Source organism: Anaerosporomusa subterranea, from assembly GCF_001611555.1.
GTDB classification, from domain to species: domain Bacteria; phylum Bacillota; class Negativicutes; order Sporomusales; family Acetonemataceae; genus Anaerosporomusa; species Anaerosporomusa subterranea.
Genome location: NZ_LSGP01000017.1, coordinates 269,160 through 282,520, shown reverse-complemented (window position 1 = coordinate 282,520; position 13,361 = coordinate 269,160). Strand labels below are relative to the sequence as shown.

11 protein-coding genes are annotated in these 13,361 nt (G+C 46.9%); 5 read left to right on the top strand and 6 right to left on the bottom strand.

Annotation, left to right across the window (positions count from 1 at the left end; genetic code table 11):
* Positions 1-5: 5 nt before the first annotated feature.
* Positions 6-1,277 carry a C4-dicarboxylate transporter DcuC gene (gene dcuC / locus AXX12_RS08855; protein WP_066241142.1) on the bottom strand — a complete coding sequence of 424 codons (1,272 nt, stop codon included), beginning with the start codon at positions 1,275-1,277 and terminating at the stop codon, positions 6-8.
* A 149-nt stretch (positions 1,278-1,426) separates the two neighbouring features.
* Between dcuC and AXX12_RS08850 the strand changes: the two genes are divergently transcribed.
* Positions 1,427-2,293, top strand: coding sequence for a LysR family transcriptional regulator (locus tag AXX12_RS08850; protein WP_066241139.1), 867 nt, complete (start codon positions 1,427-1,429; stop codon positions 2,291-2,293).
* A 76-nt stretch (positions 2,294-2,369) separates the two neighbouring features.
* Here AXX12_RS08850 and AXX12_RS08845 read toward each other — a convergent pair whose 3' ends face one another.
* Positions 2,370-3,347 carry a Gfo/Idh/MocA family protein gene (locus AXX12_RS08845; protein WP_231881848.1) on the bottom strand — a complete coding sequence of 326 codons (978 nt, stop codon included), beginning with the start codon at positions 3,345-3,347 and terminating at the stop codon, positions 2,370-2,372.
* A gap of 285 nt (positions 3,348-3,632) precedes the next feature.
* On the opposite strand from AXX12_RS08845, the gene AXX12_RS08840 reads away from it, so the two are divergent.
* The gene (locus AXX12_RS08840) at positions 3,633-5,882 is read left to right on the top strand and encodes a HelD family protein (RefSeq protein ID WP_066241133.1); all 2,250 of its coding nucleotides are present in this window, start codon (positions 3,633-3,635) and stop codon (positions 5,880-5,882) included.
* A gap of 151 nt (positions 5,883-6,033) precedes the next feature.
* On the opposite strand, the gene AXX12_RS08835 is transcribed toward AXX12_RS08840, so the two are convergent.
* Positions 6,034-6,807 carry a patatin-like phospholipase family protein gene (locus AXX12_RS08835; RefSeq protein ID WP_197470681.1) on the bottom strand — a complete coding sequence of 258 codons (774 nt, stop codon included), beginning with the start codon at positions 6,805-6,807 and terminating at the stop codon, positions 6,034-6,036.
* 210 nt (positions 6,808-7,017) lie between these two features.
* Here AXX12_RS08835 and AXX12_RS08830 point away from each other — a divergent pair, with 210 nt between their 5' ends.
* Positions 7,018-8,694, top strand: a complete 1,677-nt coding sequence (locus tag AXX12_RS08830; RefSeq protein ID WP_066241127.1) for an ABC1 kinase family protein — start codon at positions 7,018-7,020, stop codon at positions 8,692-8,694.
* Positions 8,695-8,937: 243 nt separating this feature from the next.
* On the opposite strand, the gene AXX12_RS08825 is transcribed toward AXX12_RS08830, so the two are convergent.
* The gene (locus AXX12_RS08825) at positions 8,938-9,831 is read right to left on the bottom strand and encodes a LysR family transcriptional regulator (protein ID WP_066241124.1); all 894 of its coding nucleotides are present in this window, start codon (positions 9,829-9,831) and stop codon (positions 8,938-8,940) included.
* A 131-nt stretch (positions 9,832-9,962) separates the two neighbouring features.
* On the opposite strand from AXX12_RS08825, the gene AXX12_RS08820 reads away from it, so the two are divergent.
* Both AXX12_RS08820 and AXX12_RS08815 read left to right on the top strand, forming a co-directional pair.
* Positions 9,963-10,331 carry a CidA/LrgA family protein gene (locus AXX12_RS08820; protein WP_156478616.1) on the top strand — a complete coding sequence of 123 codons (369 nt, stop codon included), beginning with the start codon at positions 9,963-9,965 and terminating at the stop codon, positions 10,329-10,331.
* Position 10,332: 1 nt separating this feature from the next.
* Positions 10,333-11,022, top strand: a complete 690-nt coding sequence (locus AXX12_RS08815; protein ID WP_066241119.1) for an LrgB family protein — start codon at positions 10,333-10,335, stop codon at positions 11,020-11,022.
* A gap of 196 nt (positions 11,023-11,218) precedes the next feature.
* Here AXX12_RS08815 and AXX12_RS08810 read toward each other — a convergent pair whose 3' ends face one another.
* Both AXX12_RS08810 and AXX12_RS08805 read right to left on the bottom strand, forming a co-directional pair.
* The gene (locus tag AXX12_RS08810; RefSeq protein ID WP_066241117.1) at positions 11,219-12,316 is read right to left on the bottom strand and encodes an NADH:flavin oxidoreductase; all 1,098 of its coding nucleotides are present in this window, start codon (positions 12,314-12,316) and stop codon (positions 11,219-11,221) included.
* Positions 12,317-12,345: 29 nt separating this feature from the next.
* A complete protein-coding gene (locus AXX12_RS08805) occupies positions 12,346-13,113 on the bottom strand; it encodes a 4Fe-4S binding protein (protein WP_066241114.1) in 768 nt (255 codons plus the stop codon).
* Between the last annotated feature and the right edge of the window lie 248 nt (positions 13,114-13,361).

Sequence of the window (13,361 nt, the reverse complement as noted above, 5' to 3'; positions counted from 1 at the left end):
AATAGTTACTTGTATAACAGCAAAATTAGCGTAGCGACACAGGCTAAGACCATACCAGGCGCATTGCGTTTAGCTACTTCCATCGGTGAAACACCCGCTAAACCAGCGCAAATAATCAATCCACCTGCAACTGGTGACATGCTGCGCCCAAGCGCACCACCAATAGCTGCCATACTGCCCATATCCATAGCCGATAAACCAAACTTAACGGCCTCAGGGGTGACCGCCTTGTTAAATGCAACGGCTGCTGCATCACCTGATCCGCTCATCACGCCTAAAATAAACGGTCCGGCAGCTGAGCTTATTTTAGCAATGGAGGGATTGGCAACCATGAGATCGATAAGAGCCTTAATAAGACCAACTGACTGCATGCCACCAACGAAGACCAGGGCGCAAATAATAATTCCAAACACATGACCAAATGAATCTCCTACGCCGTGCCAGAATTCTTTTGAAATCTTCGCTGGGTTGACTCTCGTAACGATAAAGGCGCAAAATACGCCAATAATCATAGCGTGAGAAATTTGCAATGGCTTAAAAGCCGCAATCACGTTCATACTCCCCGTAACTAGAATGACGATAGGAAGGAGAGGCATAAAGGCGCGTAGCAGATTAACCTTAAAAGCACCCGTAACATCTTCTGCCACTTTCTCTGCAGACAGCTCATAGCCTTTATTCTCTTTTCGCAGGTAGGCTACTACCAACAGACTAAAAGCACCGATGACCCCGGCAGTTAGCAGCGCGGTAAAATGATTAGCTACAACAGCTACTGGCGTAGATTTTGCCACATTGACAACGATTGCTACTTGCGCATACCCAGGATTGAATATAGCCCCATATGTTCCAGCATAGATAGCTGCAGCAGCAATTGCGGGATGAATACCTGCCGCCATCAGGAGAGGTATCAGTATTGAGCCAACAGCTGCTGAACAGCCCGCGGAACTAGTAATTGAAGTATTAATAAATAGCGTTACTAAAGTTGTCGCTGGAATCAGTAACGGCCCAGCCTTCTTCAAGGGTTTAATCAGTAAATTAATGAGATGTTTATCACACTCTGTTACTTTCATAACCATGGCGAAGCCCATGACGGATACAATCGATTCGAATAGTTTAGTTTCTAGCATAGCGTGAGAAAAGGCTTTAAATGGCCCCATAAAGTCACCTGCCATAAAGGCCAATACAACACCCGCACAAAATAAAACCATACGTGACTCATACTGTTTAACTAAGCAATATACGGTAATAAGAACAACAATGCCGCCAAGTAAAAGTAACATCTTAACTACCTCCCATATTTAATCATGGGTAATCCCAAAATCAGTGTACTATAGTAATTGCAATTAATAAAATATTTGAATTTTATTGTAATCGATAAACAATTTTTATTATAATAAAGATATGGCAATAAAAATAAGGAATGTGGGCTATGGAATACAAAGATTGGATTATACTAAAAACTGTAACTGAAGAGAAAAATGTTACCAAGGCGGCTGAACGCCTTTATCTGTCCCAACCAGCGCTCAGCTACCGTCTGAAGAATATGGAAAAGGAACTTGGCACTACGATCTTAGTACGTACAGCAAATGGAGTTTCCCTCACCCCGCAAGGAGAATATTTACTTGCCTACGCCGATGAGATGCTGCAGCGGTTTACTCAGTTGAAAGAGCGTATTCAAGACATGGATAATAAGGTTCAAGGCACCTTGCGACTCGGCTGCTCTGCAGTAATTGCCCACTATGAACTGCCCTCAATTCTTAAAGATTTCCTTGCAAGCTACCCCGATGTTGAGGTTTCAGTCAAGACTGGCATGAGCCAAAAGATAAATCGTTTACTGCAAAAAGACGAAATATCTGTAGCCATTCTGCGGGGTGAATTCCCTTGGAACGAAGAAAAGCATCTACTACTCAACGAACCAGTTTGTCTAGTTTCCAGTCAGCCGATTGAACTTGAAGAATTGCCGTATAAGCCGCGTATCATCGCCCAAACAGACGGCCCGCTGCAAGCTATGTTCGAAGAATGGTGGCGGCAAAACTTTAACAAGCCGCCAAAGGTAACTATGGAGCTCGACAGTATGGAAACCTGCCGTCAGATGGTCTGTCACGGACTCGGCTGGGCGATACTGCCCGCCATTGGTGTCTCCAGTCACCACGAACTGTATAGCAAGCCCTTATATTGGAAGGATGGACAACCCCTATGCAGGCCAACTTGGCTCTTATGCACTCACTCTGCTTTAGAGTTATCGGCAGTTCGGGCATTTGTTGAGCATGTTAAAAGGGTTTTTAAATCAGTCTAAAATAGGTAAAGCCTTCATCTCGCATCACGGAAAGCGGGACGAAGGCTATATTCTTGTTACTCGGGCTATATACTCGCTATCGGTCGATTCGCTTAATCATCTGCTCCATCACCCAATTCGTCCGGGCGCCGGTTATACCGCTGCTCAGGCAGTTCCCCAATCCCAGGAGCTCATTGACTACTGTCTCGATCAGCGGCTGCTGCACATGGGCTGGGTGCTCAATCATGAATTGTTCTTCCCCAGCTCCAGTAATCAGACGCACCGGCAGGTTGGCGAACATCGAAACAATCAAGCGTCCCTTTTCGCCGATGATTTCCACTGCCTCATAATCGTACGGAGCCGCGAAACACCACGTTCCTGCACCTTGCAGTCCTGATTTGAAAACAAAGGACCCGGCAACAGTGTCTTCCGCTGCATATAATCCCGCCTGGTTGCTGGCATATCCCTGAGCCTTGTCAATCGGGCCAAAAAGAAAGTCTAGAAAATCGATCGTGTGAGACCCCATATCATAAAAATACCCGCCGCCAGCGATTTGGGGATCGACTCGCCAAGATAAGGCTTTGGCAAGGTCTTTCTCTGACGGTCTGGCATATTGACTGACCTGAACAAAGCGCACCGCGCCAATCGCGTTACCGTCAAGCAGTTCTTTGACTTTCAGAAATCGCGGCATGGCTCGGCGATAGTACGCTACAAATAACGGGATCTGCTTTGACTGGAACTCGTCTAGCATTGCTTCACAGTCTGCAAACGTTAATGCCATTGGCTTTTCCACATAGACAGGCTTACCCGCCCTTGCCGCCGCAATCGCATAGTCTTTGTGAAAGGCGGGAGGCGTGGCAACATAAACTGCATCTACATCAGGATCGGCAATTAAGCTATCTGCATCGCTATACCATTTAGGAACCCCGTGTCTGCGGGCATAATCCTCTGCTAATTTACCATTACGACGCATGACTGCCACAAGCCGGGAATGCGGCGCCTTTTGGAATCCCGGACCGCTCTTGACCTCTGTAACATCACCACAGCCAATCATGCCCCAACGAATTTCTGCCATCTTCATCACCCCTTAGCGTCGTCTTCGCTCTGCCTGGAGGAAATTCCTTTACCTGCCGCTGGCTTAGATAATGATTGGTTTGTCTCCTGTATTGCATCGCTTATCGACGACCCCTACATTCTTTTTTCGGTATTTTAAATAAGGCTTAGTGTTATCGTGATTATAGCGATTTCAAATAGATCGAATAATGCATACTAGAAATTGCGAAGATACCTTTTCTCTGCCACTTCATGCTATAATGATTGTTACACATATTTTCCTGCCACTGTGAAAGGAGCGCAAGCGATGAACGAACAAGAACGCAGCGAAGAGCTTGATCAGCTATCGACTGTTCTCCGCCATGTTAACAAACAGCTAACCAGCGTTACCGGGACCTGCACCGAATCTCAAACAGAGCTTAGAGATACCCTCGAGAGCTATTGGGAGAATACGGGTCGCAACAGCGCCGATACGGCTCAATATATTGAAGCGATTGATCGCCAGAAAAGCCTCGTCGCACTCACGGAGGCTAGACGGCGCCAGTTAATCCGCATGGCAGACTCACCCTACTTTGGACGACTTGACTTTACCGAAAACGATACGATCGAAGCTGAGCAATTTTATATCGGTATTACTACGTTGACTGATGAAGTAAACGGCCGATTACTGGTATACGATTGGCGAACACCGGTGGCTGGCATGTTCTATGATTTCGAACGCGGCAAAGCCTGGTATCTCTGCCCCGCCGGCAAAATTGAGGGAATCATAACCCGTAAACGTCAATACAAGATTAGCAATGGTAATATGATTTATTGTTTTGATGCAGACATTAAGATTGATGATGAATTGCTACAGGAAGTCTTAAGCAAAAACGTTGATGAGCAGATGCATACCATCGTCACCAGTATTCAACGCGAACAAAATCAAATTATCCGCAGCCAAGACCAGCCTGTGATGTTTGTGCAAGGCCCGGCTGGCAGCGGAAAAACGTCGATTGCCTTACATCGTATCGCGTTTCTTCTCTACCGAGACCGGGAAACTCTGACCGCAAAGAATGTATTGATCCTATCGCCAAATCACTTATTTAGCGAGTATATCGCCAGCGTCCTACCGGAAATTGGTGAGGAAAACGTCCTGCGACTGACGTTTCACGATTGCGTTAATCCGCCTAATAACGTTTCAGCAATCGAGATCGAAAGCCGCACTGATCATCTCGAAGCCCTTTTTAGTCAGCAAAATACTGCCGCCTTCGAAATTCGTACCGCCGGCATTCGCTATAAATCGTCTGCCGCTTTTACCCAAATCATGGAACGCTATGTCGAGCATATCGAGCGGCAATATGTCGCAGACTTTCCCGCCATCAAGCATGAAGGTCACATCCTCTTCAGCCGTCAAGATTGGCAAACTTACTATCTGGATAACTTCTCATTATGGGCACCGGCCCGAAGGCTCACTAAAATTCACGAGCTGATCCAGCGCCGGCTGAAGCCACTAGTCCGCAAGTTGCGCGAGCAAAAAATCGCCGAAATCGCGAAAACCGGCGAGGAAGTCAACGAACGAACGCTTACTGCGCTGGCGAGGCTGTCGGTTAGCCGAATGCTTGAGCCACTGTATCGGCAAATCGAGCGGCTTACTGCCCTAAGCCCGACGCTACTCTATCAGCGCCTTTTTGCTGATGAAGCGCTATTCCGCAGCCTATCAGCGAGAACGGCGATTCCTACCGATTGGCAAAACATCAAAAAACGAACTCTGGCCTGCCTGCGGGATGGACGGATTCCCTACGAAGATTCAGCCCCTTATCTCTACTTGAAGGGAATGCTTGAGGGCTTTGCTGTCAAGTCGGAAATTAAGCATCTGATTATTGATGAAGCACAAGATTATACCACTCTGCAATATCAGATCATGGCCCGCCTTTTCCCCAACTGTTCCTGGACAGTTCTGGGCGATCCAGCCCAAACGGTTCACCCCTACCTGCAGACAGCTGATTTTGAAACTGCCGCTAGCATCATCGGCAAAGACAACCCTGTCTTTTTCCGACTGCAGCGCAGCTACCGCTCAACACGGCAAATTCAAGCCTTTTGTCAGGCATTACTGCCTCCGGAAGCAAGAACCGAGTCTGTCCGGCGGGACGGACCGCTGCCGCAACTGATCCGCATCAACCGCCCTGGCGAATATTACACCGCTCTGTTGCAAGCCATTCAAGAACTCCAAGCTGAAGGGCAGCAGTTTATTGCCATCATCTGCAAAACAGCACACGCCAGCCGGACTCTGTTCGAGGCATTGCGTAACCAGACAAGGCTCTCACTCATCACCAGTGAAGAGGATGAATTCGCGCTTGGTACTGTCGTCATTCCCGCTTATTTAGCAAAAGGCCTGGAATTCGATGCCGTGCTAGTGAGCGATGTCGACAATGTTGACTATGGTAGAGAAGCAGACCGTCAGCTTCTCTACACCATCTGCACCCGGGCCTTGCACCACCTAAGGCTCTATCACAGCGGCACTGTTTCACCGCTAATCAGCCGCATTGACCCTGAGCTTTATTGTTCGCAGGAATAGAGGTTCCGGTACAGGTACGGGGATATTGATCAAGATATTGACAAGAGCCCGGTCGCTAAGAAGCAGCGACCGGGCTCTTTAACCATCAAGAGAATGATAAAATTCTTGATTAGGCAAAGTATAGACACCTTGCTAACAGGGAAATAGTTAATTATGAAATTAGATTAATGATGTTGCTTAGTTGCGTTTCAGCAGCTCGCTCTCCCGCGCGAATGGCAGCTTTCATTTTACGTATATCCAAGGCAAAAATGCCATGTACGTCTGGTTGGATGATTATGTCGGCGTAAGGCAGTGTAGCTGTCCGCAGGCTGTTTATCATTACACTGTATGTGCGGAAAAGAAGTTCAGGCAAATTTCGTGGTTCTTTTTCCATAGTCGCCTGATTGACATCAACGGCAATCCTAACATCGACCATAGTGCGGTCGAGAAGATCAACCGGCATATTATTTAATACACCGCCGTCAACGAGGAAGCGGCCTTCCCATCTTACCGGCGGCAGGATTCCCGGTATGGCACAGCTTGCCTTTAAGGCTAGCAACAGCGATCCCTGGTCATGAATCACTTGTTGGCCGCTGATCAAGTCAACAGAGACGGATTTAAAAGGAATCATTAATTGTTCAATTTGTTGGATACAGGCCTTTTCTTCTAAAATTTGCAGCAAATAGCCATACACTTTATCTCCTAATAAGCCTTTTTGACCAATTCCCAGATTTATATTTCGTATAATGGAGATTTCATCAATGATGGACTCCATTTCCCCGGGTTTGACCCCACAAGCATGCAGACCGCCAATAATGGCGCCCATGCTTGTACCGCAAATTGAATGAATTTCGATTTTTTCGCGTTCAAACACCTTTAACACACCAATATGGGCTAACGCCCTTACTGCGCCGCCGCACAAAGCTAAGCCCACTTTTTTCAACAAGCTCACTTCCTCTAAAAGTGGTATTGCTATTTTTGCATTTTCAAAAATGATAGCTTTTTTATTGCTTTACTATGCCTGTTGGAGTAGAGTTTTATACTGAGAAAATCATGGATTTACAGAGACAAGTATACACAACTACAAAAGGTAATATTATTCAAATTCGTCTTTAGAACGGTGGCCAACGGGGGTTAATAAGTCAGGAGGGTATTTATGTTTGCAAAGAGAGTGCGCCACATTAATCGCTACCGTGAAATTGCTGCCGCGCTGCTAAGTCAAGGCTTTGACTATATTGTGGAAGAGATGGGTTTACCCCAGAAGGTTCCCTATTACCAACGCGTACGGCCGGTATTTACCGAAAACAATACCGGGGGCGTAGGTGAGCGAATTAGGTTGGTTTTTCAACAATTAGGGCCAACCTATGTCAAACTAGGTCAGATTGCCAGTACGCGGCCGGACCTTCTTCCCCCGGAGATTATTGGCGAATTAGAAAAGCTGCAGGATAAGGTACCCGGCTTTCCCTTTGAAGAGGTACGTTCTGTGCTTCGAGCAGAGTTAGGGGGAACACTGGAAGAAATCTTTCAGTATTTTGAGCCAGAGCCGCTGGCGGCAGCTTCTATCGGACAAGTTCACCAGGCAGTTTTAAAAACAGGCGAGACAGTTGCGGTAAAAATTCAGCGACCAAACATCGCCACCGATATCGAAACCGATTTGGAAATTCTATATGAACTGGCTAGCCTGGCGGAACGTCGCTTTAATTGGGCGGAAACCTATCAACTTGTGGATATGATCGATGAGTTCGCGAAAGCTCTTCGCAACGAACTTGATTATACGAGTGAAGCCCGCAATGCCGAAAAAATTTCAAAGCAATTTATCAACAATCCCATGATTTACGTTCCCAAGGTCTATTGGGATTATTCGACGCCAAAAGTACTAACGGCAGAATATATCGAGGGGATAAAAATTAGTCAAAGCGAACAGTTAGAGCAGCAGGGCTATAACCTTTCTCTTTTAGCGGAGCGCTTTGCCAAAGCAATTTTCCAGCAAATTTTTATGGAGGGTTTCTTTCATGGCGACCCTCATCCTGGGAATGTGGTGGTGTTGCCGGGAGAAATCATTGCTTTCCTGGATTTTGGCATGGTTGGCCGTCTCAGCCCCGAAATGAAATATAATCTAGCTTCATTAATAATCGGCTTAATGCGTCAAGACTCAGATGATTTAACCAAAACGATTCTCCGCATGGGAATTGCCCCCGAGCATGTCAACAGGCTTCAACTCAGGGACGATATAGACCGATTAAGGGAAAAATACTATGGAGTCCCGTTAAGTCAGATAAGTCTTGGTGAAGCAGTGAATACGGTTTTTGCAGTCGCTCTGAAGCACAAAATAAGAATGCCGGCCGATCTGATACTAGTAGGCAAGGCATTGCTTACTATGGAGGGGGTTGTTGAAAAGCTAGACCCCCATTTGAGTATTCTTGATGTCGCCGAGCCATTCGGAAAAAAATTACTACTGGAGCGCCTGCATCCTAAGACTCTGACCAATACACTGCGGCAGAATATAAGCGACTTCAGTGAGCTTTTCATTAGCCTGCCTCAACATTTTAAAGAGCTGAGTTCTATTGTCAAGCGCGGGCGATTGCGTTTAGAGATAGCGATTCCGGAGATGGAACATATCTTAGAAACGCAAGACCGTATTAGCAACAGGCTATCCTTCAGCATTATTTTGCTGGCATTTAGTATTATTATGGCCAGCATCATTGTCAGTTTAAGTATTGCCGGACAATCTTCCTTGTTGTGGAGAATTCCTGTTGTAGAAATTGGCTTCGGAATTGCCATGGTCATGTTTCTTTGGCTATTTTATGCTATTATCCGGTCAGGTAAGCTTTAAATCTTGGCAGTATCCCATTGCCTATATATACTATATCTAATATGATGATTGTTGCATTAATCATCTGTCGATAAGGATTTCAAGCTGATCAGAAAGACTAAAGGCTAATTCCTCTAAAACTAAAAGAGAAATTAGCCTTTTTTGGTTTAGCTAAATCTAACTACAGGTATTCCAAATAGTAGAAAAGGGGAAACAGCGGCGGCGATAAGCCGGCGGCACAGAGTAGCTGATGCTGCGGTTCTCCTATACGTCTGTTTGCAGCAGATATTTTCTGGCAAAATTAAGCCATAACTGCGCAGCATGCGAAAGATATCGTCCTTTGCGCCAAATGACAGACATCTGATGCAAAATTTGTGGATTTGCCAAGGTAACAGCGTTGATCTGTTTGCCGCACAAGTCAGAACATAACCGGCTGGGCAATAAGGCTATGCCCAGATTCGCCGCCACAGTTTGAATCATCAGCTCGCGTTGCGAGGTTTCAAAAATGATCTTTGGTTGAAAGCCGGCCAGTTTGCATTGGTTAATAATCTCATCATGCAAGCTGAAATCATCCCGATAGATAACAAACGATTCATTGCTTAGGTCTTTCAGATCCACTTCGGTTAAAATGCTTAGCGGATGTTCCAGATGAATGATAACCTTCAGTGGATCATTCGCTAACGAGAACGACTCGAAAACCGCATTATCCGGAGCCTGGCAGATGATCCCGAAATCGAGTGTTCCTTCTTGAATTTTGAGGGCAACGTTTTTTGATCCATGCTCGTACAATTCCATATCGATCTGGGGATACTTCTTCTTGAATTCCCCCAGTAATTGAGCAAAAACAGTGGCTTCTGTGATCGGCGGCAATCCGATCGATAGTCTGCCCTTTTCTAATTTGAACTCATTGGCAAATTCAGCGGCAAGGTTATTAAACATCGAGACTACCTGCTGGGACTGGCCAAGAAACAGGATGCCGGCATCAGTTAGCTGCACCGATTTAGAGTTGCGGCTAAACAGCGAAACCCCCAGCTCGGTCTCCAGGTCTTTAATCATCTTGCTGATCGCCGACTGTGATACATGGGAGATCGCTGCGGCTTTACTGAAGCTATTTTGCCGGGCAACCTCGATGAAATACCGCAAATGATGAATATCCATGTCAACACCCCCTTGCCCTATTCTACTATCTCTTTTTCTCATAGTAAATATCTTTACTATATATTTTACTTATAACTTGTCTGCATGTAGAATGAGAACCATCAAGAGAAATAAACGGGAAAGGCGGGGTTATGATGGCGACAGTCACGAAAGTAGTTTCGATTGCTAAACAGTTAAGCATTGTTACGCTGGTTTCCTTGGCAGGCGATACGCTTGTTGCTTATTCCCACCTGCCGGTTCCCGGCAGTGTGGCCGGCATGGTAATACTGTTTTCCCTGTTAAGCACAGGGATTTTGAACCCATCGCAGATCCGGGAGGTATCTGAGTTTCTGCTTAAGCACATGTCTTTCTTTTTCATTCCGGTTGCTGTTGGTTTAATGAACTATGGAGATTTATTTTATACAGATGGATTAGTGCTGTTCGGCCTGCTGGCTGTAAGCCTGCTGATTGCCTTTGTTGGATTTCGCCTGACCGGGTTCGCGCAGGAAAGGAGAGAATAATATGAACGTGTTGATGACAATACTGATGGTTTTGCTGACATTTGGCGCATACCTGACCGCGCGCATGTTATTCATCCGTTACCGCAGTCCGTTGCTCAATATCGTTGCAGTCGGCGGCGCTTTGGTTATCGCAGCGTTACTGCTGCTGAATATACCCTATAGCGTGTATAATCCGGGGAAAGAGATTATCACCATGCTGCTGGGGCCAACAATGGTCTGCCTGGCAGTACCCTTATATAACAACCGCGCGGTTGTGAAAAAGCATCTGGCTCCCGTCCTGTTAGGGGTATGCCTGGCTTCGTCGCTGACAATCATAACCGCGATGATGATAGCGCAATTGGCAGGGCTGTCGAAGGAAGTCGTTTTATCGATTGGCTCGAAATCAATTACGGCGCCGGTTGCCGCCGAAGTGGCTAAAGTCAATGGCGGCGATCCCGGCCTGGCGATTGCTTTTGTTATTGCAACCGGGACGATTGGCGCGATTGCCGGTCCAACCTTGTTAACCTTGCTGCAAATTACCAGTCCGCTTACCCGCGGTTTAGCCATGGGAACCTTGTCGCATGGTCAGGGTACAGCCACGGCGCTGATGGAAGGTGAACAGCAAGGCTTAATGGCTGGAATAGGCATGGCGCTCTCGGCGATTGTGACTTCGACGCTAATCCCTATTATCACGCCGATGATTGTACACTAGTCAGTGAAAGTGTACCTACAATCCTATGATCCGTTTTAAAGAGAATTTCAGCGGAGGTTTTGCGAACCTCCGCTGAAATTCTCTTCGCTGTCCTGCGCGGTAATTTTGCCATTAGCTAATAAATATATACCATGCCAGACGATGATGATCTCGGCTTGGCATGAGATCTCCGGCTAAAGCTGCTTCTACTCGATGATTAGACGTCAGAAGGCTTCTTACAGTTAAAAATACATCGCGTGCCGCCGCGGCGGAAGCACTTATTGCAGGAGACACATTTCGCGCGGTTTAGATCTCCGCTCTGCCACCGGTCAATCAGATTAGGCTCACAGATCAGCGGACGGCTAAGGGCAATGTATTCAATTAAAGTATCATTCAATATTGCTGTCATCGATGCAACATCCCGATTGCCGCCAACTGCGATAACCGGCACGGTGAGTTCCTGCGCGATTTCCGCAGCGTAAGACTGGAAATACGCTTCCTGTTCCGGTGTGACCACTCGTACAGGCCCCTCATTAGGCCGCGACGAGCTGCTGCCGCCGCTTATTTCGATGGCAGTTATCCCTAATTGGACTAACACTTTGCATACATATTTGCACTCCGCGAACGTCATCCCCTGACTCATATAGTCTTCACTGTTGATTTTAATCAGAACCGGATAGTCCGGGCCAACCTTTTCCCGTATGGCCATATAGGTTTCGACAACCATTCTTGCTCGATTCTCAATGCCGCCGCCATAGCTGTCAGTTCTGCGGTTATAGTAAGGAGTTAAGAATTTATTTAATAAATACCCATGCGCTGCGTGCATCTGCACGCCGTCAAACCCTGCCTGCTTTGCGCGGAGCGCGGCATCGGCAAAGGCCGTCTGTACGAAAAGAATTTCATCTGTGGTCATGGCCGCCGGAGTAGTTTTAAACCCCAGATCCTCTACCTGACTCGGTCCCCACATCACCTTGCCACTGGCAGTAAACGAAGTCTGCGAGCCAAGGCAGGCTAGCTGTAGCACTATCCTTGCATCATAGTGGTGAATTGCTTCAGTCAGCTTCTTATATTCATCAATAAAGGAATCATCATAGATACCCATCTGAGCCGGATAGGGCTGCTCCAAATCAGTTACCTGGGCAAGGCCGGTAATAATCGTACCGGCTCCCCCTTTTGCCAAATTCTCATATACCGCAAACAATTCTTGCGTCATATGCCCGCGTTCATCCGCCAATCCATCATACGTGGCCGAGCGGATAAACCGGTTTTTCAACTTCATACCGGCCAACTGAGTTTGATCAAACAATGATTTCATCACTACACCCCTTACTGTTATTTTTCAGTCTACCGGGACTGTAACCCAACCGGACAGGAGTTCAGGCAATTAAAGCAAAAGTACTGTTGCCCGATAGAGCCTGTTTGCTGCAGCCGCCAATACCTTTCATCAGCAAACATTTGCTTTTTCTCCTCTGGAGAACTGTCGACAAACTGCTTCCAAAAAGCGATATTCCCCCCCAGACCATATGGCTGTGACTTCTTTAAACAACGCATAACATCTGTTTTACCTGCTTCATTGAGAGCGGCCCCCGGACAATTTCTAACACACAGGTCGCAATGGATGCATAGGTCTTGTTCTAGTTTGGCGTCAGGCTCTATAGCAAGGTTGGTAATGAGGGAAGCCAGGCCGATCCGGGTTCCGAAACGAGGATGAATAACCAGATTGTGTCGCCCGAAAGTCCCCACCCCAGCGGCTACAGCCGCATGGCGCTGAGAGAAATCCGCTAGCGCCGGCCTGTCGCTGTGCAATTCCATCGGATACGAGTAAGGCATATTCACAACCTTCGCCTGATATTCCCGTTCCAGAAACCGGTTGATCCGGTAGCTGCAGGATCGCTGAAAAGACATCAAATCAAGTCTGCCGTTCATGGCAATGGTAACACTGGGGCTTTCACAAGTAGACAGTTCTTTAAAAACCAAGACAATGATTGTCTTCGCTCCGGGAAGAAACTTCTCCAACGCATAAGATTTCGGACTGTCATAGTCGTCTGCCTTAGCAAACCCTACATCATCGACACCTAAATCCAATGCAAACCGCTTAATCCTTTCCTTCATCCAATAGCCTCCTCTTTTCAGTCGAATAAATGTGTACAAATTATTGGTATACTAACAATATGTTTAAGAAAGACCACGCATGCTCTTTCGGGAAATACGGAATACCGCTCCACGGAGGGCACGGAGTTCACGGAGGGCTCGCACGGAAGGTTACCCTTTTTAGGCCAGCAAAGCTGGTAAATATGTGACCTTTACCTCCGTGGCCTCCGTGTATCCTCCGTGCCCTCCGTGGAAAACGTAGTCTCGTC

Coding starts and splice junctions, on each gene's coding strand:
- dcuC (WP_066241142.1), bottom strand. CDS start 1,277: ATGTTACTTTTACTTGGCGGCATTGTTGTTCTTATTACCGTATATTGC.
- AXX12_RS08825 (WP_066241124.1), bottom strand. CDS start 9,831: ATGGATATTCATCATTTGCGGTATTTCATCGAGGTTGCCCGGCAAAAT.
- AXX12_RS08820 (WP_156478616.1), top strand. CDS start 9,963: ATGATGGCGACAGTCACGAAAGTAGTTTCGATTGCTAAACAGTTAAGC.
- AXX12_RS08845 (WP_231881848.1), bottom strand. CDS start 3,347: ATGGCAGAAATTCGTTGGGGCATGATTGGCTGTGGTGATGTTACAGAG.
- AXX12_RS08810 (WP_066241117.1), bottom strand. CDS start 12,316: ATGAAATCATTGTTTGATCAAACTCAGTTGGCCGGTATGAAGTTGAAA.
- AXX12_RS08850 (WP_066241139.1), top strand. CDS start 1,427: ATGGAATACAAAGATTGGATTATACTAAAAACTGTAACTGAAGAGAAA.
- AXX12_RS08830 (WP_066241127.1), top strand. CDS start 7,018: ATGTTTGCAAAGAGAGTGCGCCACATTAATCGCTACCGTGAAATTGCT.
- AXX12_RS08805 (WP_066241114.1), bottom strand. CDS start 13,113: ATGAAGGAAAGGATTAAGCGGTTTGCATTGGATTTAGGTGTCGATGAT.
- AXX12_RS08815 (WP_066241119.1), top strand. CDS start 10,333: ATGAACGTGTTGATGACAATACTGATGGTTTTGCTGACATTTGGCGCA.
- AXX12_RS08840 (WP_066241133.1), top strand. CDS start 3,633: ATGAACGAACAAGAACGCAGCGAAGAGCTTGATCAGCTATCGACTGTT.